Raw genomic sequence first — 18,719 nt, 5'->3', positions numbered from 1 at the left:
AGTGCATCTGGCCGGACATCGGGTACGGTAAGCAAGTGCTGCGTCGACTCGTGCCGTAACGATAAAGCACCGCTGATATCTCAGGCTGAGGTGCGAAAATTCCTGAAGATTTCGCGTAGGCGAGCTTATGATCTGCTCCGTTCAAACAAGCACGGAGCCGATCAGACGACCGTCCGTTGAAAATTCGTCGGTATAGACGTTTTCTTCGCCAGAGGTGAGATCGTTGATCGCACCAGCATTAGCGGAAACGTCGACCGGCGCGCGTCGTTCAGTCAGTATGGGCAATTAACTAGAGCGCAGGCGGGAGATGGGAGAAAAGGCCTTGAATGCTCTGCATCCATGCGAGTTGCTGAGGACAATCGACTCGCTTTGTGAGCCCGACGTCCGGAATGGATATTTTTCTCGGTTCGATAGCATCATTGGGAATTTCCGGCCAGGAACTGCAGCCGAACATCTAGAGGACGTAGCATTATTCACACTCAGCATCGACGTGCCCGAGTCTATTCGAATCCATTTCGAGACGGCAAAAAATCTCTATGCATACGCGTGGTTCGTCTATCGCTTCTATCCTGTAGCAGAACAACAAGCCCTGACATCGTTGGAGTTCGCGTTGCGCGAGTGGCTAGCTGTCCGAGTCGGGCAATCGTTGCTGGTCAGGGCGAAACCGCCTCGTGGTTTGAGCAAATTGCTGCAAGAAGCACTGAAGCGAGGGGCGATATCGAACGATAGATTTTCGTGGTCAAGGGAACGAGCACTGCAACGTGCCAGACATCGAGCCGAACTCCAACAACTCCAAGAGATACAGCGCCTCGGATTGACGACGATCCAGGTCGACTACTCGAATGTGGAGCCGTCACCTGAGGACTTTGACGACTGGATCGGTATATTCATTGACACGCTGCCCAAGATTCGCAACGAGTACGCTCATGGCTCGCATGTCCTTCACAACACGGTCTCGCGCACATTCGAGATTGTCAGTGAGTTGATTAACCAGTTATTCGTTCCAGCACAATAGCGAGGTCGATTGACTGCTGGCAGCGCGCATCAGTGGGGCCATCAAAAGCTGCCGAGCCATCACGTTCCGATCCTTTTCCCAAGAGACCACGGCTACGCTTGTCTTTCTTGACACCGAGCATACTGGGCCTGGTCAACCGATCCCGAAGCTAATCAGGCTGGGAATGGTAGAGGAAGACGGGCGCGTTGAGTTCCATTTCGAGATCGAACGTACGTTGAAGCCAGAGGACTGCTCTGACTTTGTTCAACGCGAAGTGTTGCCGTTGCTTAGTGGGGCGGCTACGTCTCTGTTGCAAGCCCGCCAAAGGCTGCTCGAATGGTTCACCGCGGTTCCATGTGTGGTGCGGACCGCCTGCGATTCGATGGAGAACGGCATCGGTAATGCAATGGGTGGTCGATCCACTCGGCGACCGAGAACGGATGCGCGCCGAGCCGATTTCCCGACTGCCGCGGTGCCGCTGTCAATCAACCGCGCAATGCCTGCTCCAGTACTTTCGCCACATGCACGGCCTGCGCTTGCGCGCCGTCCTGAATCTGATGCCGGCAACTCGTGCCGTCCGCGACGACGATCGCGCCTTCGGCCCGTGCCCGTACGGCCGGCAGCAGCGACAGCTCGGCCATCGCCTGCGACGCGGCGTAGTGCTCGGCTTCATAGCCAAAGCTGCCGGCCATTCCGCAGCACGACGATTCGACCGGCGACACCTTCAATCCCGGAATCCAGCGCAGCACCGTCTGCACCGGCGTGAACGCGCCGAATGCCTTCTGATGGCAGTGGCCGTGCACGAGCGCTTCCTTCGCATCGATCGCGTGCAGCGGCAGAGATAACCGGCCGGCCTCCTGTTCGCGCACGAGAAACTCCTCGAACAGGAACGCGTGGCTCGCGAGTCGTGCGGCTTCGTCGCCATAGCCATAAGCAAGAAACTCGTCGCGCATCGACAACAGGCACGAAGGCTCCAGCCCGACGATCGCGACGCCGCGTTCGAGGTACGGCCGCAACGTGTCGAGCGTGCGTTTCGCCTCGGCCTTCGCTTCGTCGACGAGCCCGGCCGCGAGGAACGTGCGGCCGCAGCACAGTGGCCGTTCGCCTTCGCGCACGTTGAAATGCACGGTGTAGCCCGCCGCTTCGAGCACGGCCTGCGCGGCGCGCGCGTTGTCCGGTTCCTGGTAGTTGCTGAACGTATCGACGAAGAGCAGCACTTCGCGGGTTGTCGAGCCGGTATCTTGCGAAGACGCACCCGCACCCGCACCCACGTCCACGTCCACATCCGCCAGGAACGGCCGCGCAAACCCGGGCAGCGCACGCTGTGGCGCGAGCCCGATCCATCGCTTCATCCACGACGCGACGACCGGCACACCGTTTGCAAACGCGATCGCGCCGCGCATGCGCGCGGCCCACGGCGCATAACGCGGCAGATACGCGACGAGCCGTTCGCGCAGCGTCGTGCCGTGCTTGCGGTTCCACGCATGTCGCGCCTCGATCTTGAAGCGCGCCATGTCGACGCCCGTCGGGCAATCGCGCTTGCAGCCCTTGCACGAAACGCACAGGTCGAGCGCGGCCTTCACGTCGTCGCCGGCGAGGCCATCGTCGCCGAGCTGGCCCGTCACCGCGAGCCGCAGCGTGTTCGCACGGCCGCGCGTCACGTGCTGCTCGTCGCGCGTCACGCGGTAGCTCGGGCACATCGTGCCCGCGTCGAACTTGCGGCAGTGGCCGTTGTTGTTGCACATCTCGACGGCCGACGCGAGCCCGTGCGTGATGTCGGTGCCGGAACCGGGCGCGGTTTCTTCACCGGTCAGCGGGTTGCGCGTGACGTTCCAGGCCGACCAGTCGAGTGCGGGTCGCAACGGCAGCGCCGCATAGCCGGGCGCGAAACGGAAATGTTCGCGCGCATCCATCTTCGGCGGATTGACGATCTTGTCCGGGTTGAAGCGGTTGTCGGGGTCGAACAGCGCCTTGATCTCCGCGAACGCCGCGTTCAGGCGCGGGCCGTACTGCCACGCGACCCATTCGCCGCGACACAGCCCGTCACCATGTTCGCCCGAATACGCGCCCTTGTACTCGCGCACGAGTGCCGCCGCTTCCTCGGCGATCTCGCGCATGCGCGTCGCGCCGTCGCGCCGCATGTCGAGGATCGGCCGCACGTGCAGCGTGCCGACGCTCGCGTGCGCGTACCACGTGCCTTCGGTTTCATGCTTGTGGAATACGTCGGTCAGGCGGCGCGTGTATTCGGCGAGATGTTCGAGCGGCACCGCGCAATCCTCGATGAACGACACCGGTTTGCCGTCGCCCTTCATGCTCATCATGATGTTCAACCCGGCCTTGCGCACGTCCCACAGCGCCTTCTGCGCGCCGGCATCGGTCATCTTCACGACGCTGTCGGGCAGGCCGAGATCGGCCATCAACTCGGCGAGCCGGTCGAGCTGCGCCATCTGTGCATCGCGCGATTCGCCCGCGAACTCGACGAGCAGGATCGCCTGCGGCTGCCCGACCAGCGCCTGTTCGATCACCGGGCGGAACGCCGGGTTCTCCATCGACAGGTCGATCATCGTGCGATCGACGAGCTCGACGGCCACCGGCTTCAGCTTCACGATGTGCTGCGCGGTGTCCATCGCCTGATAGAAGGTCGGGAAGTTCACGACGCCCAGCGTCTTGTGTGCAGGCAGCGGCGCGAGCTTCAGCGTGATCTGCCGGCTGTAGGCCAGCGTGCCTTCCGAACCGACTAACAGGTGCGCCAGATTCGCGTGGCCGTCGTCGGTGTACGCACGTGGGTTCTGGCAGTCGAACAGGTCGAGGTTGTAGCCGGCCACGCGGCGCAGCACCTTCGGCACGCGCTCGACGAGTTCGTCGCGCTCGCGCCTCGCGATGCGTTCGACGCCGTGCAGCAGGTCGAGCGTGCGGCGATCGGTGACGGGCTGCGCGAGCGAACTGAACCGGCATTCGCTGCCGTCGGCGAGGATCGCGTCGATCGCGAGCACGTTGTGCACCATGTTGCCGTACTCGATCGAGCGCGAGCCGCACGAGTTGTTGCCGGCCATCCCGCCGATCGTGCATTGCGCGCCGGTCGACACGTCGACCGGAAACCACAGCCCGTGCGGCTTCAGCCACGCGTTCAGGTGATCGAGCACGATGCCGGGCTCGACGGTGACGGTGCGAGCCTGCGCATCGAATTCGACGATCCGGTTCAGCCATTTGCTGTTGTCGACGACGAGCGCTTCGCCGACCGTCTGCCCGCACTGGCTCGTGCCGGCACCGCGTGCGAGCACGGGAATCTTGCGGTCGCGCGCGATGTCGAGCGCGATCCGCAGGTCGTCCTGGTCGCGCGGCACGACCACGCCGAGCGGCATGATCTGGTAGATCGACGCGTCGGTCGCATAGCGGCCGCGGCTCGCGCGATCGGCGTGGACGTCGCCGCGCATTTCGCGGCGCAGCCGCTCGAACAGCGGCGACAGCGCGGCGCCTTGCGACGGCACGAGATGGACGGGGCGAACCAGCGAAGGCGAGACGGCGGATGTCATGGTGACGGTCGGTATCGGGTGGGAACGGATCGGGCGAGGCTCAGGCAAGCGTGACGCTGACGGGCGGCAGCCCCGCGATGCGGCCGACGGCCGTGCCTGCGGCCTGCGGGAAATGCATGCCCGTGTACGAGCCGGTCGTGACGACGGTGCCGGCCGGCAGCGCGATGCCGCGCCGCGAGGCGTGATTCACGAGCCACGGCAGCAGGCGGCGCGGGTCGCCGGCCGGGTTGGTGCCCGGTGCGGTGCCGGCGATGTCGTGCCCGTCGAACGTGAACGCGGGGGCCGGCGCGAGGAACGGGAAATCGCCGCGATAGCCGGTCATCTCGCCGAGCACGAGCGCGCCGTGGTTCTGCAGGTCGGCGAGCTGCGCGGCGGGCGCGACGTCCGGCCATTCACGGAAACGGCTCGCGACGATCTCGATCGATGCGCCCATCTGCGCGATCCCGTCGAACACTTCATCGTCGGCATAGGCGGCCGCACGCGGCGCGAAGTCGCGGCCGAAGCGGAATGCGATCTCCAGTTCGAGGCCGAGCGGCCGGAACGCGCCGCGCGGCAGCGTGACGCCGCTCGCATGGCGGCAGTCGTCCGGCAGCGGCGCGCCCTGGATCGGCCCGTCGGGTTGCTTCGCGCCGACTTTCCATGCGCCGATCGCGGCATTGCGTGCGCGCAGGATTTGCGCCTGTACCGCGTAAGCGGCGTCGGCGCTGGCGGGAACGAGTTCGGGCGGCAGTTCGGCGAACGCGATGCCGTGTTGCCAGCCGGCGGCGAGCCGGGCGGCGAGGTCGTGAGTGGCTTGAGTCATCGTGAGTGGTGAAGAGGTGAGGAACCGGGGCGGCGCGCCGCCCCGTCGGCATCAGGCCGGCGAGCGATTGGCGGCCGGTTGTTCGGCGGGTGCGTCGGCGAAGCGGCTTTCCGGCTGCATGCGGAACGCGAGCAGCACGCCCACGCCCATCAGCACCATGCTGCCGATGAACGGCAGCTCCCAGCTGCCGAAGCGGTCGATCACGAAGCCGGAGATCACGGGCGACAGGATCGCCGCGAGCGCGGAGCCGGAATTCATCATCCCGCTCGCGGTGCCCGAGTATTCCGGCGCGATGTCCATCGGTACGGCCCACATCGGCCCGATCGTCATTTCGGCGAAGAAGAAGCCGGCCGCGAGGCACGCCATCGACACGTACAGGTCGTGCATGAACAGCAGCGGCAACAGCGACAGCAGCGTGAGCAGCATGCAGATCGACACCATCCAGCTGCGTGCCCGCTTGAGGTTGCCGGTGCGCGCGAGGATGCGGTCGGTGACGATGCCGCCGAGCGTGTCACCGATCACGCCCGCGAAGAACACCGCGGACGCGAACACGGCCGATTTCTTCAGGTCGAGGTCGTAGCTGTGCAGGAAATACTGCGGAATCCAGCTCAGGAACAGCCACAGCGTCCAGCCGTAGCAGAAGTAGACGATCGTGACCGGCATCATCCGGCGGAACAGCGGGCCCCACGGCACGGCGGCGGGTTTCGGCTTCGGTTGCGGCAGCGCATCGAGTTCGGCCTGCGTGATGCGCGGGTGATCCTTCGGGTGTTCGGTATAGACGAGCGCCCACACCACGACCCACACGATGCTGATCACGCCGCAGATGTAGAACGATTCGCGCCACCCGTACACGGCCATCACCGCGACGACGGCGGCCGGCGCGACCGCGTTGCCGACGCGCGAGAACGCGTGCGTGATGCCCTGTGCGAAGCCGCGTTTCTCGCGCGGCACCCAGCGCGACATCGCCGACGTCGCCGCCGGGAACGTCGCGCCTTCGCCGAGCCCGAGCAGCAGGCGCGCGGCGAGCAGCGACGCGAGGCCGCCGGCCATCCCGGTGAGCAGTGTCGCCACGGCCCACAGCAGCCCGCACGCGAGCAGCGTGCGGCGTGCGCCGAAGCGGTCGCTGACCCAGCCGCCGATGATCTGGAACACGAGATACGGATACGCGAACGCGGAAAACACGAGGCCGATCTCCGTCTTGTTCAGCCCGAATTCCTTGCCGAACCCGGCGGCGGCCGTGCTCACGTTCACGCGATCGAGGTACGTGATGAAGTACATCACGCATAGCATCACCAGCACGATGCCGGTCGCTCGGAACAGCTTCATGTTTCGTCTCCTGGATGTTGTCTGGATTGCTGCCCGTGCCGGCGTTGAGGCCGGCATCGAGGCGGGTCGTGCTGATGAAGCGGGGCGGGCACGCGTCGGCGGCGGACGGTGCGTGTCGTGACGACTTCGTGCAGCCGCCCGTGAAGGGGAGAGGGCGCGTCAGGCAGCGCGCGGGAAGCGCGCGCCGCCGGCCGGCGCTCAGGCCGCCGCGCGCAGCGCGGGTGCGTGCGTGTTCGAGGCGAGGGTGTCCATCGCCGCGACCACGCCGCTCGCGGCAACCGGCACGCCGGCGAGTTTCAGCCCCATCTCGCAGCCGGCGAGCGTGGCCATCAGCGTGAGGTCGTTGCAGTCGCCGAGGTGGCCGATGCGGAACATCTTGCCGCGCATCTTGCCGAGCGCCTGCCCGAGCGACATGTCGAAGCGTTCGTAGATCAGCTTGCGCACGGCGTCCGCGTCGACGCCGTCCGGCATCATCACGCCGGTCAGCACGGGGCTGTAGACGGCCAGGTCCGCGCACTGGATCTCGAGGCCCCATGCGCGCACCGCACGGCGCGTGGCTTCCGCGAGCCGCTGGTGGCGCGCGAACACGTTATCGAGCCCTTCGCCGAGGATCATGTCGAGCGCTTCGGCCAGCCCGTACAGCAGGTTGGTGTTCGGCGTGTACGGCCAGTAGCCGTTCTTGTTCGCCTCGATGATTTCTTGCCAGCCCCAGAACGCGCGCGGCAGCTTTGCGTGCTCGCTCGCCGCGAGCGCCTTCGGCGACACCGCGTTGAAGCTGATGCCGGGCGGCAGCATCAGCCCTTTCTGCGAACCCGACACCGTCACGTCGACGCCCCATTCGTCATGGCGGTAGTCGGCGGACGCGAGCCCCGAGATCGTGTCGACCATCAGCAGCGCCGGGTGGCCGGCCGCGTCGATCGCGCGGCGCACCGCGGCGATGTCGGACGTGACGCCGGTGGACGTTTCGTTGTGCACCACGCACACGGCCTTGATGTCGTGCGCGGTGTCGGCGCGCAGGCGCGCCTCGATCATGTCGGGCTGCACGCCGCGGCGCCAGCCTTCGATGCCCGGCAGCCCGAGGAATTCGGGTTTCAGGCCGAGCGCTTCGGCCATCTTCTTCCACAGCGTCGCGAAGTGGCCGGTCTCGTACATCAGCACGGTGTCGCCGGCGCTCAGCGTGTTGGTCAGCGCGGCTTCCCATGCGCCGGTACCCGACGCCGGATAGATGATCACCGGCTGCGTGGTCTTGAAGATCTTCTTGATGCCGGCCAGCACCTTGAGGCCGAGCGCGCCGAATTCGGGGCCACGGTGGTCGATGGTCGGATAGCTCATCGCCCGCAGGATGCGGTCGGGCACCGGGCTCGGCCCTGGAATCTGCAGGAAATGGCGGCCGGACGGGTGAAAGTCGAGTTGCAGCATGGTCGTTCTGTCTCCTTGGTTGCATTTTGAATTTTGCATGCAAAATACTTTAGCAGAGCGATCACGGCAAAACCAAGCGCTGATTTCACCGAAAATGCCGGTGTTTACCCGACATTGGCGGGGAGATATTCGGGTCGGGCGAGTTGAAGTAGAATCGCGTGAAGCAAGAAGGAAGGACTTTGCATGCAAGATTTGAATGATCTGGAGCATGCCGGCGGCGCGCCGGCACTGCCGAAACTGGAGCGGCAGCGGCTGCACGACACGGTCGTCGAGCACCTGCGCAAATTCATCGTCGAAGGCGTGCTCACGCCGGGCATGCGGCTGAACGAGCGCGAACTGTGCGAGACGCTCGGCATCTCGCGCACGCCGTTGCGCGAAGCGTTCAAGGTGCTGGCGGCGGAGGGGCTGCTGGTGCTGTCGCCGAATCGCGGCGCGAGCGTGTACCGGATGAGCGAATCGGAGATCCGCGAGACGTTCGAGCTGATGTCGGGGCTGGAGGCGTTTTCAGGCGAGCTGGCCTGCGAGCGCATCACGCCCGCGGAGCTCGCGGAGATCAAGGCGCTGCATTACTCGATGCTCGCGTGCCGGATGCAGAACGACCTGCCCGGCTACTACAGCCGCAACCAGGAAATCCACGACCGCATCAACGAGGCCGCGCGCAACTCGGCGCTGCGTGCCACGTACCAGTCGATCAATCGCCGGATCATGTCGATGCGGTTCCGCTCGAACCAGCACGTCGAGAAATGGGATCGCGCGGTGCACGATCACGAGGAGATGATCAAGGCGCTGGAAGCGCGCGACGGCAAGGCGCTCTCGGCGATCCTGCGGCGGCATCTGCTGGAGAAGCGCGACGCGGTGTTGTTGCTGCACGCGGAAGTGGACGCGTAGTCGTCGCGCGCCGCGCGCGAAGCGTTGCATCGTTGCCGCGCCGCGGCGCCGCGCCGTACCGCAGCGCACGGCAGCGCACGGCACCGCACCGCATCGCACCGCACGGCATCGCACCGCACCGCACCGCACCGCACCGACACCGACACCGGCACCGGCACCGGCACCGGCACCGACACCGACACCGACACCGACACCGACACGGCAATGCACGGCACGGTACGGCAACGCATCGGCACCACACCCACCGCGCTGTCGCTCGCGGGCTCAGAACGCGGTGCGCAGGCCGAGCCCGGCCGAATCGCCGTTCCCGTAGCCGCTCGCACGGTCGCGCATAAACGCGACGTAGACGTCGGTGCGTTTCGACAGCCGGTAGTCGTAGCCGAGCGCCCAGGTCGTTCTCGACGGGCGGTCGCGCCCGTGGCTCTTCGCGGCCATCACCGACGCGAGCACCGTGCCGAAGCCGATGGGCACCGCTGCGCCCACCTGCCCGCTGTGCGTGCCGAGCCCGCCGCTGTCGATCGCGTCGTGCACGTACTGGTAGAACGCGGTGAACTTCACGAACTTCAGGTCGTAGCCGACGCCGGCCAGCACGGCCTCCTGCTGCGTGAAGCCGGCGATCGACGCATTCAGGTCGCCCGGTGTCCGGTCGTACTTCGCCTGCTGGAACGCGAGCGTCGCGCTGAACGCGCGGTGCCCGTCGTAGGTGACGTTGCCGCCCCACTGGTTCGCGCCGGTGTGGCCCGGCTCGTTGCCGGTCGCATAGATCAGGCTCGCCTGCAGCGCGTGCTCGCCGGGTGTCGAGACCAGCACCGAGTTGCTCCAGCTGTTGTCGCCGACGAGCCCTTGCCCCGCCACGCCCTTGTACATCTGGTTCAGCGCCGGTGAAAAGCCGAACGACGTCGAGAACGGATTGAAGCGTACGGCGGAGATGTAGTACGGCGTTGTGTTGCGTCCGGCGCGCAGCACGCCGTACGGTGTCGCGACGCCGACATACGCATTGCGCCCGAAGAACGTATCGCCGCCAAAGCGGCCTGCACCGCCGTTCGACGGGCGCATGAACGCTTCGAGCGCGAACTGCAGCGCGTAGCCGCCGCCGAGATCCTCGCGGCCGCCGATCCCCCAGAAGCTCGTCGTGAAGCCGCCCGAATTCATGGCGTACGCGCGCGGCTTGCCGAGACTCTTTTGCGTGCCGACGTACACGTCGGCCAGCCCGTACAGCGACACGGACGACTGGGCCGCGGCGTCGTCGACGATCGTGCAGGCGATCAGCGATGCGCCGACGGCCGACAGCAGCCGGCGGCTGGCTGCCGGTGCGAACCGGTGGCGTCGCCCGCTTTTATTTCGGGTTGAATGAGTAGGCATACTGATCGAATCGTCTGGAGGAAGCGGATGAAAGCGGCGCACGCCGATGCGTCGCGGCGTGTGCCGAACGGCTGACGGCAGGCATCACGCCTGACCGTCAGCCATCACGAACGTCAGAATGCGTGGCGGATACCCGCGCGGCCCACCGCCTGCTTCTGGTTGCCCGACGGGTTGAAGCCCGCGATCTGCGCGACCGGCGCGTCGCCCGCCGCCTTCTGGAACGCACCCATCACGTAGACGCTCGTGCGCTTGGACAGCGCGTATTCGACGCTCAGGTTGAACTGGTGATACTTCGGCTCCGCGTTCGTCGCGTGGTCGCGTCCCGTCGTGTACGTATAGCCCGCGCCGATCGTCACGGCCGGCGTCGGCGTGATCAGGGTCGACAGCTCGTAGTTCTGGAACGTCGCGTCGTGCCCCGCGCTGCCCTGCTGGAAGTTCGTGTTCGTGAAGTCGGCCAGCAGCTTGAGCCATTGCACGACCTGGTACGACGCGCCCACGCCGAACACCTTCTGCGCACGTGCCGCATCGAGGTAGTTGCCGTAGATCGCGTTCGTGAAGCCCGGATAGTTCTGGTAGCCCTGCGTCGACACGCCCGGGTTGTTGATCCGCAGATAGCCGACGCCGAAGCCGAGCGGGCCCGCAGCGTAGCTCGCGCCGACGCTGAACGTCGCGTTGTCCGAGAAGCGGCCGGGTTGTCCGCCGAATGCGTAGAGGCCGCCGAACGTGATGCCCGCGATCGTCGGGCTGCGGTACTTCACCGCGTTCGAGATCGGGAAGCCGTTGTCGGTGTTGTCCATGTCGTTCGGGTGCGCGAAGTAGTAGCCGCCGATGTTGCCGTTCAGCGTGAACGGCTCGACGTAATCGACGATCGAATCCCACTGGCGGCCGAGCGTGAGCGTGCCGAGCTTCGCGTCGTTCAGGCCGACGTAGGCGTTGCGCGAGAACGCGAGCCCGCTGCCGAGGCGCCCGGAGTTGAGATCGAAGCCGCTTTCGAGCCGGAAGATCGCGCTCAGGCCGCCGCCGAGATCCTCGGTGCCGCGCACGCCCCAGCGGCTGCCGGCCGTCACGCCCGACGCGAGCTGCACGAGATGCTTGCCCTGCACGTTCGACACGTAGTCGACGCCGTCCTCGACGATGCCGTACAGCGTGACGCTGCTTTGCGCGTGAGCGGTAGCGGCCGCGGCGAGCGGCAGCGCGAACAGGATTTTTTTCATGATGGTATTCCGGTGCGGGGTGGTTGAAAGGCGGCGAGCGGTGGTTCGATGCGGTTGCGCGCGAACTGGCGAAATGACGAACGTACGGACATGCGAACGTACGGACGTGCCCCGCGCCGCGATCGAACGACGATCGCGGCGGCGGGTGCGGCGGCTAAAGCGTGAAACGAAGGAAGGGCGGTGTGTCGCTCAGTCGCGATACGCGCGCAGCAGCGTATCGGCGGCGCGGAAGTCGGGGGTGAGCGGGCGGTCGCGCTGGAGGAACGCGACCTTGGTGCGCAGTGCGCGGTACAGCGGCTGCGTGGCCGGCGCGAGCGTGAACGACGGCTGCTTGCGCTGGCGCAGGTCGATCGCCTGCGATGCCTCGATCAGTTCGAGGCCGAGCAGCGTGTAGCTTGCGTCGATCTGCTTCTGCACGCGCTGCACGACGTCGGGCGCGTTCGTCGCGATATCCTCGATGCCGCCGGCGACCGGCAGGTAGTCGAGCGACACGGGCATCGCGAGCGACTTCACCGTCATCGCGAGCGCGGTCGGCGGCTTTTCCATCGCGCCGAACGCGTGCACGGTGTCCTCGGTGCCGAGGAAGCGCGACAGGCCGGTGAGGTGCGGGTCGTTCAGCTTGACGATGCGCTGCGCGGACGCGAGCGCGTTGTGGCCGAGTGCAAGCCCGAGCTGTTCGAACGCGAGCACCCACGGCAGCGGCTCGAAGTTCGCGCTCGGCAGCACCGCGCCGCCGCCGTCGACGTAACCGGCCGCATCCTGCGCGCGGTTCGACTTCGGCGTGACGCCGACCGCGACGCCCGGATTGTCGTCGCTCGAATTCAACTGCACCTGCAGCAGCGCGCGCGCTTCGTCGTAGGTGCGATCCTCTTCGCCGAGCAGGTAGACGCCGGAGCGGAAGCTGAGCGGATCCTGCAGCGGCCGGTCGGGATCGCGGTTCCACAGGCTGCTGCCCGCGAGCAGCGTGCGCAGTGCCGCACCGGCGCGCAGCGTGGCCGGGAACGGCCGTAGCGCGAGCGTGTCCTCGCGGAACGGCGACACGTTGCCGTTCAGCCCCTGCAGGCTCAGCGCGAACACGACCTTCGACACCTGCGCGAGCCGCGCCATGTCGGTGAGCGCCAGCGCGCCCATGCCGGCCGAATACGCGTTGGAGCTGAGGATCGCGAGCGCGTCCTTGCCGTACGGGCGAATCGTCGTGATGCCGGCCGACTTCAGCGCGTCGGCGGCCGCGACCTTGTGGCCCTGGTAGTACACGTCGCCTTCGCCGAGCATCGCGAGGCCGACATGGCTCAGGATCGTGATGTCGGCTTCGCCGATCGAGCCGTCCGCCGGCATCGCGGGCGTGACGCCGCGATTGAGGAACTGCGCGTACGCGTCGACGATCGCCGGCTGCACGCCGGCGCCGCCGTCGAGCATCGCGTTCAGGCGGGCGGCCATCGCGGCGCGCGCCACGCGCACGCTCATGTCGGGGCCCACGCTGCCCGAGTGTGCGTGGATCAGTCCGATGTTGAAGCGCGTCGACGCGTCGATGACTTCCTGCGACAGCTTGCCGTGCGCATCGACCATCTCACGGTCTTTATTGAGGCCGACGCCGACCGTCAGCCCGTAGATCTGCTGGCCGGCCGCGGCGGCCTTCAGCAGCACGTCGTGCGCGGCAACGACCCGCTGGCGCGCGGCCGGTGCGATCGACACGGCTTCGCCGTCGGCGATGCGTGCGATCGATTCGGGCGTGACGGACCGGCCGTCGAGCGTGACGTCCGCGAAGGCCGGGACGGCGGTGAAAAGCGCGAGCGCGAGCGCGCTCCGCATGAGGAAGCGTTGCATGAAGCGGTTCTCCGATTTCAGGCGTGACGTGAGGTGGAAGACAGCGCGGCGATCGATACGAGCGCGATGACGCTCGCGGCCATCACATACCAGGCGGGCGCGAACGGATTGCCGGACCGTTGCGTGAGCCACGCGAGGATCGCGGGTGCGAAGCCGCCGAAGATCGTCGTGGCGATGTTGTAGGACAGCGACATACCGGTCGCGCGTACCTGCGTCGGGAACAGTTCCGACAGCGCGGCGGGCGCGACGCCCGTGAAGATCGCGACCATCACGCAGAACGCGCTTTGCACCGTGACCAGCGCGGCGAGCGTGTGCACGTCGGCGAGCCAGTGCAGCAGCGGATACACCGACACGAGCATCAGCACGGCGCCGGCCGTCAGCACCTTGCGCCGCCCGAAGCGATCCGACCAGCTTCCGGCGCACACGCAGGTGACGGCCATCAGGCAGTTGCCGACCAGCGACGCGATGAACGCGTCGCGCCCGTCGAAGTGCAGCGCGCGCTGCACGTGCGTCGGCATGTAGATCACCAGTGCATACACGCACACGGCCCACAGCACCGAGAACCCGGTACCGACCACGAGGGCGCGCGGATAGTCGCGCACGACCTGCAGCAGCGGCGCCTTGCGTTCGGCCGGTGCATGTGCGGCACGCGCCATCTCCGCGCGGAAATGCGGCGTTTCGTCGAGCGTCTTGCGCAGCCACAGGCCGACCGGCGCGATCGCGAGACCGAGGATGAACGGGATCCGCCAGCCCCAGTCGCCGATCTGTTCGCGCGACAGCGTGAGCGTCACGGCCGTGGCGACCAGCGCGCCGAGGATGTTCGACGCGGCCATGCTCGCCTGCAGCCACGAGGCGTAGCGGCCCTTCTTGTCCGCCGGCGCGTGCTCGATCAGGAACGCCGCCGCGCCGCCCACTTCGCCGCCGGCCGAGAAGCCCTGCAACAGGCGGCCGCACAGGATCAGCAGCGGCGCGCCGATGCCGATCGCGGTGTACGGCGGCGCGAACGCGATGATGCCGGTGCCGACCGCCATCACGAGGATGGTCAGCGTCAGTGCGGCCTTGCGGCCGGCGCGATCGCCGTACACGCCGATCGCGAGTGCGCCGAGCGGCCGTGCGATGAAGCCGATCCCGAACGCCATGAACGCCTCGACCAGCTCGGTGCCGGTGTTGCCGCGATGGAAGAAGTTCTGCGCGATGTACACGGCAAAGAACGCGTAGACGGAAAAGTCGTACCACTCCAGCGCGTTGCCGATCGAGGCCGCGGCGATCGCGCGCCCGGCACGCGAGGTGGGGGGCGACACGGCCGTGGCCGTGTCGAGGGGAACCGCGGTTTGCTTCACTTCGATCTCCTGTCCTGTCGTCGTGCGAGCCGGCCGTTACAGCCGGATGTGCGGAATCTGCTTGCGTTGCGCTTCGTCGAGCGCTTCTTCGTAGCCGGCGTCTGCGTAGCGGATCACGCCGAGCGCGGTGTCGTTGGTCATCGACAGCGTGAGCCGCTCGTTCGCCGCCGCGCTGCCGTCGGCGACAACGGTGATGCCCGCGCTCGTCATGTAGCCGCTGTAGCCGCCGCCGCCCGAATGGATCGCGACGAGGTCGGCCATCGACGAACAGCTCATCATCGCGTTCAGCAGCGGCCAGTCGGCCACCGCGTCGGAGCCGTCGCGCAGGTTCTCGGTCATGATGTTCGGGTGTGCCATCGCGCCGGCGTCGAGGTGGTCGCGTGTGAACGCGACCGGCCCGGCCAGCACGCCGTCGCGCACCATCGCGTTGACCGCGAGCGCGAGCCGCGTGCGCTCGCCGTGGCCGAGCCAAGCGATGCGCGCCGGCAGCCCTTCGAACGGCACGCATTCGCGGGCGCGCTGGATCCAGTTCGTGACGATCCGGTTGTCCGGGAAGTGTTCGAGCAGGTAGTCGTCGATGAGGCGGATGTCGTTCGGGTCGTTCGACAGCGCGATCCAGCGGAACGGGCCGATCGCGCGGCAGAACAGCGGGCGCAGGAATGCCTCGGTGAACACCGGGATCTCGAACGCGCGCGCGACACCACCGTCCTTCGCATGCGTGCGGATCAGGTTGCCGTTGTCGAACACGATCGCGCCGCGATCCTTGAACCCGAGCATCGCTTCGACGTGCCGCACGATCGACGCGCGGCTCGCGTCCATCAGCTTCGTGCGGTCGTGCTCGCGCAGTGCGCGCACCTCGTCGAGCGTGAAGCCGGACGGCACGTACCCGTACACGAGATCGTGCGCGGCCGTCTGGTCGGTGACAATGTCGGGCACGACGCCGCGCGCGAGGATCGCCGGGAACACGTCGGCCGCATTGCCGAGCAGGCCGACCGAGATCGGCTCGCGCCGGGCCTGCGCGTCGCGGATCAGCGCGAGCGCCTCGTCGAGATCGCGCGCCTGCCGTTCGAGGAAGCCGATCTGCAGCCGCTTGTTGATGCGCGTCTGGTCGATCTCGACGACGAGTGTCGCCGCGTTCGCCATCCGGCCCGCGAGCGGTTGCGCACCGCCCATTCCGCCGAGGCCGGCGGTCAGGATGAAGCGGCCGCGCAGGTCGTTGTCGAAATGGCGCTCGGCGATCCGCGAGAAGATCTCGTAGGTGCCCTGGATCACGCCCTGCGAGCCGATGTACTGCCAGTCGCCGGCCGTGAGGCCGCCCCAGCAGATCAGGTTGCGGCGTTCCAGTTCGTAGAAGTGCTCGGCCTTCGCCCACTGGCCGATCAGGTTGCAGTTCGCCATCACGACGAGCGGCGCGCTCGCATGCGTGCGCAGCAGCGCGACGGGCTTGCCGGACTGCACGACGAGCGTCTCGTTCTCGTCCATCGTCTTCAGTGTGTGCACGATCGCGTCGTGCGACGGCCAGTCGCGTGCCGCGCGGCCGAGCGCCGCGTAGACGATCAATTGTTCGGGGTCCTCGCCGACGGCGAGCACGTTCTCGAGCAGGCGCAGCAGTGCTTCCTGGCGCCAGCCCTTGCAGCGCAGCGTATTGCCGGACGTGACTTCGAAGGTGCGGGTCATGGTGTCGCCCTCCGTTCAGCGCGCGAGCGCATAGCCGGCGATCGAGATGCCGAGCGCGGCTTCGACCGGCGGATACACGGCCGGATCGAATACCGACGACGACAGCGGAATGTGCGCCTTTGCCACGCGCAGCACGTGGATCTCCATCCCTTCCTTCAACTGTCCGGCGCTGACGGGGCGGCCTTCGGCATCGAGCGTCGTGATCACGTCGGGGTAGGTCGCGATCCGTTCGCCGTGCGCGTCGTCCACCGCCATGTGTTCGTTCATCACGTGAATGACCGCGCGCTGCGCGCCGCTGCCGAGGTAGACGAGGCCGACGTCGAACGCTTCGCGCGTGTATTCGAGCGTGTTGCGTTCGACCTTGCCGCTCGCGATGATCTCGCCGTGCGTGGCCGCGCAGATCGCGTCGATCACCGCGCTGCCGCCGCGTCGCTCGGCGTCGATGATCGCTTCGCCGAGTGCGAGCGCGCGGCTGATGCCGCCGAGCGCCGCGTGCTGGCGCACGTACGATGCCCGAATCGGGTTGCGGCAGCTCGCGATGAAGCCGCCGGCCATGTCGGCCGCCTTGCGCAGCACCGGCGACACTTTCGCGGTCGCGCCGCGCACGACCACTTCCATGTACGCGTGCTGGGCGCGGTTGCCGCCGGCCGCTGCCTGGATCATCGGCGCCGTGCTCGACGCGAGGCCGAGCGAGCCCATGTCGCCGGTCGGATGGGCGCGGATGTCGCCCACCGCGTCGACCACCTTGGTGCCGAGCAGCGCGGACGGCAGCCACGCGTTCAGCGTGCTCGACATCCCGTTCTGCCCGATGATGAGCCCCGCGAGCGGCTCGCCGAGCGCGTCCTGCACGAGCTGCGCGGCCTTCACGTAGTCGGCGCCGAGCATCTGCCAGTCGGTGAGGCCGCCCGGCGCGCCGATTGCGGCGGCCGTGGCGATCCATGCGTCGTCCGGCAACTCGTCGATGCTCACCAGCTCGGGGCGGCCGATCGTGACCGCGAGCGTGCCGAGTTCACGGCCGTGGTCGGCCCAGCCGCCGCCGCCGCATGCGAAAACCGAACCGCCCTTGACGGCGGCTTCGACGTCCTTCGAAGACAGAATGCGTCCCATGTGTCGTTTGTCCTGAGAGGGAAAAAGGGCTGTACGCGCCGGCCGGAAAGCCTTGTGTGGCGGTACTGTCCAAACGATTCTAGGGACGCCGAATATTGAGCGTTATTGCTATTTTATGGAGACTTCATAACGCGATGTTAAGCGTAGGGTAATCCCGGTGACGCTTGAACGACGGAGGGCGAACGCGGTGATCCGCCGCCGTCGTTGCGACGGTGAAACGCAGGCTGGACAACGGTTTCAGCCTGTTCAGGCAACGAAATTCACGCGGGCGCGGAGAGCGCGTGCAGCGTGTCGATGAACTCGTGCGCGAGCCGCGACAGCGGTGCGAGTACGGGATGCAGCACGCTGACCGGCGCGGAAATGGTCGGCACGATCGGCTTCACGACGATCTGCGGCCACACGGGCCCCGCGACCGTCAGTTCGTCGATCAGCGCGATGCCGGTGCCGGCCTGCGCGAGCGCGCATGCTACGTGCGCCTGCTGCACCTCGATCTTGACCTGCGGCACGAGCCCTTCGTCGCTGAACAGCCGCCGCACCAGCTGCCCGAGCGGGATGTCGCTGCCATAGCCGATCAGCGGCTGGTTCGCGAGATCGCGCACGGCCAGCGTCTTGCGGCGCGCGAACGGGTGCGATGCGGGCACGGCCGCGACCATCCGGTTTTCATAGAGGCGCTGGCTTTCGACGTTCGGGTGCGTGTCCTGCAGGAACGCGATGCCGAGCTCGACCTGCTGCGTGAGCACCGCCTGCAGCAGCACGCTCGGGATCATCGTGTGCAGGATGATGCGCACGTCGGGAAAGCGTTCGTAGAACGCGGCAATCGCGCGCGGCAGCAGCGATTGCCCGAGATTGGGGCTGCATGCGATGCGCAGGTGGCCCATCCGGTTCTCGATCAGGTCTTCCGCGATTTCGTTGACGCGCTGCACGCCCTGGTACACCGCGTTCACTTCGACGAACAGCCGCTGCGCTTCCGGGGTCGGGTAGAGCCGCCCCTTGATGCGCTCGAACAGCGCGAGGCCGAGCCGCTGTTCGGCATACGAAATGAGCCGCGAGACGGCCGGTTGCGAGACGTGCAGCAGCTTTGCGGCGCCGCTGATCGAGCCGGTCAGCATGATGGCGCGAAACACCTCGATCTGGCGCAGGTTCAGACGCACAGCCTTAACTCCATGTTATGTGGGGGTGATAAATCGGCATGAGACATTCTGGCAGAGCGCTGCCTAAACTGCTCGTGATCAA

The 18,719-nt window shown here is 66.9% G+C and carries 13 protein-coding genes; 2 read left to right on the top strand and 11 right to left on the bottom strand.

Going from position 1 to position 18,719, the window contains the following annotated elements; translation table 11 throughout:
- The first annotated feature begins 322 nt into the window (after positions 1-322).
- Positions 323-1,015, top strand: coding sequence for a hypothetical protein (locus tag HAV18_RS11150; protein ID WP_166955516.1), 693 nt, complete (start codon positions 323-325; stop codon positions 1,013-1,015).
- A 464-nt stretch (positions 1,016-1,479) separates the two neighbouring features.
- Here HAV18_RS11150 and HAV18_RS11145 read toward each other — a convergent pair whose 3' ends face one another.
- The 4 genes from HAV18_RS11145 to HAV18_RS11130 all read right to left on the bottom strand — a co-directional run bounded on the left by HAV18_RS11145 (position 1,480) and on the right by HAV18_RS11130 (position 8,074).
- Entirely contained in the window at positions 1,480-4,527 is a 3,048-nt protein-coding gene (locus tag HAV18_RS11145) for an FAD-binding and (Fe-S)-binding domain-containing protein (protein ID WP_166955514.1), read from the bottom strand.
- Between the two features lie 40 nt (positions 4,528-4,567).
- A complete protein-coding gene (locus HAV18_RS11140; RefSeq protein ID WP_166955512.1) occupies positions 4,568-5,329 on the bottom strand; it encodes a 2-keto-4-pentenoate hydratase in 762 nt (253 codons plus the stop codon).
- 51 nt (positions 5,330-5,380) lie between these two features.
- Positions 5,381-6,655, bottom strand: coding sequence for an MFS transporter (locus HAV18_RS11135; RefSeq protein ID WP_166955510.1), 1,275 nt, complete (start codon positions 6,653-6,655; stop codon positions 5,381-5,383).
- Positions 6,656-6,853: 198 nt separating this feature from the next.
- A complete protein-coding gene (locus HAV18_RS11130) occupies positions 6,854-8,074 on the bottom strand; it encodes an alanine--glyoxylate aminotransferase family protein (RefSeq protein WP_166955508.1) in 1,221 nt (406 codons plus the stop codon).
- A 183-nt stretch (positions 8,075-8,257) separates the two neighbouring features.
- Here HAV18_RS11130 and HAV18_RS11125 point away from each other — a divergent pair, with 183 nt between their 5' ends.
- The gene (locus HAV18_RS11125; RefSeq protein ID WP_166955506.1) at positions 8,258-8,962 is read left to right on the top strand and encodes a GntR family transcriptional regulator; all 705 of its coding nucleotides are present in this window, start codon (positions 8,258-8,260) and stop codon (positions 8,960-8,962) included.
- A gap of 264 nt (positions 8,963-9,226) precedes the next feature.
- On the opposite strand, the gene HAV18_RS11120 is transcribed toward HAV18_RS11125, so the two are convergent.
- The 7 genes from HAV18_RS11120 to HAV18_RS11090 form a co-directional block, all read right to left on the bottom strand.
- Positions 9,227-10,324, bottom strand: a complete 1,098-nt coding sequence (locus HAV18_RS11120; RefSeq protein ID WP_166955504.1) for a porin — start codon at positions 10,322-10,324, stop codon at positions 9,227-9,229.
- Between the two features lie 113 nt (positions 10,325-10,437).
- Positions 10,438-11,538: a porin gene (locus tag HAV18_RS11115; protein ID WP_166955502.1), complete on the bottom strand. Its 1,101-nt coding sequence runs from the start codon at positions 11,536-11,538 to the stop codon at positions 10,438-10,440.
- 189 nt (positions 11,539-11,727) lie between these two features.
- Complete coding sequence (hutH, locus tag HAV18_RS11110; protein WP_166955500.1) at positions 11,728-13,362, bottom strand: histidine ammonia-lyase; 1,635 nt, start codon at positions 13,360-13,362, stop codon at positions 11,728-11,730.
- Positions 13,363-13,379: 17 nt separating this feature from the next.
- Positions 13,380-14,702, bottom strand: coding sequence for an MFS transporter (locus HAV18_RS11105; protein ID WP_166955498.1), 1,323 nt, complete (start codon positions 14,700-14,702; stop codon positions 13,380-13,382).
- A gap of 36 nt (positions 14,703-14,738) precedes the next feature.
- The gene (locus HAV18_RS11100; protein ID WP_166955496.1) at positions 14,739-16,379 is read right to left on the bottom strand and encodes a urocanate hydratase; all 1,641 of its coding nucleotides are present in this window, start codon (positions 16,377-16,379) and stop codon (positions 14,739-14,741) included.
- 15 nt (positions 16,380-16,394) lie between these two features.
- On the bottom strand, positions 16,395-17,486 hold the full coding sequence (locus tag HAV18_RS11095; protein WP_166955494.1) for a DUF917 domain-containing protein: 1,092 nt from the start codon (positions 17,484-17,486) through the stop codon (positions 16,395-16,397).
- Positions 17,487-17,746: 260 nt separating this feature from the next.
- On the bottom strand, positions 17,747-18,637 hold the full coding sequence (locus HAV18_RS11090) for a LysR family transcriptional regulator (protein ID WP_166955492.1): 891 nt from the start codon (positions 18,635-18,637) through the stop codon (positions 17,747-17,749).
- Positions 18,638-18,719: the final 82 nt, after the last annotated feature.

This window comes from Burkholderia sp. D-99, from assembly GCF_011605345.1.
Taxonomy (GTDB): Bacteria; Pseudomonadota; Gammaproteobacteria; order Burkholderiales; family Burkholderiaceae; genus Burkholderia.
The sequence above is the reverse complement of the archived record's forward strand: the minus strand, read 5'-3'. Positions and strand labels throughout refer to the sequence as shown.

Excerpts from the sequence above, each read along its gene's own strand:
- HAV18_RS11125 (WP_166955506.1), top strand. The coding sequence starts at position 8,258 with ATGCAAGATTTGAATGATCTGGAGCATGCCGGCGGCGCGCCGGCACTG.
- HAV18_RS11100 (WP_166955496.1), bottom strand. The coding sequence starts at position 16,379 with ATGACCCGCACCTTCGAAGTCACGTCCGGCAATACGCTGCGCTGCAAG.
- HAV18_RS11135 (WP_166955510.1), bottom strand. The coding sequence starts at position 6,655 with ATGAAGCTGTTCCGAGCGACCGGCATCGTGCTGGTGATGCTATGCGTG.
- HAV18_RS11120 (WP_166955504.1), bottom strand. The coding sequence starts at position 10,324 with ATGCCTACTCATTCAACCCGAAATAAAAGCGGGCGACGCCACCGGTTC.
- HAV18_RS11145 (WP_166955514.1), bottom strand. The coding sequence starts at position 4,527 with ATGACATCCGCCGTCTCGCCTTCGCTGGTTCGCCCCGTCCATCTCGTG.
- HAV18_RS11130 (WP_166955508.1), bottom strand. The coding sequence starts at position 8,074 with ATGCTGCAACTCGACTTTCACCCGTCCGGCCGCCATTTCCTGCAGATT.
- HAV18_RS11115 (WP_166955502.1), bottom strand. The coding sequence starts at position 11,538 with ATGAAAAAAATCCTGTTCGCGCTGCCGCTCGCCGCGGCCGCTACCGCT.
- HAV18_RS11140 (WP_166955512.1), bottom strand. The coding sequence starts at position 5,329 with ATGACTCAAGCCACTCACGACCTCGCCGCCCGGCTCGCCGCCGGCTGG.
- HAV18_RS11095 (WP_166955494.1), bottom strand. The coding sequence starts at position 17,486 with ATGGGACGCATTCTGTCTTCGAAGGACGTCGAAGCCGCCGTCAAGGGC.
- hutH (WP_166955500.1), bottom strand. The coding sequence starts at position 13,362 with ATGCAACGCTTCCTCATGCGGAGCGCGCTCGCGCTCGCGCTTTTCACC.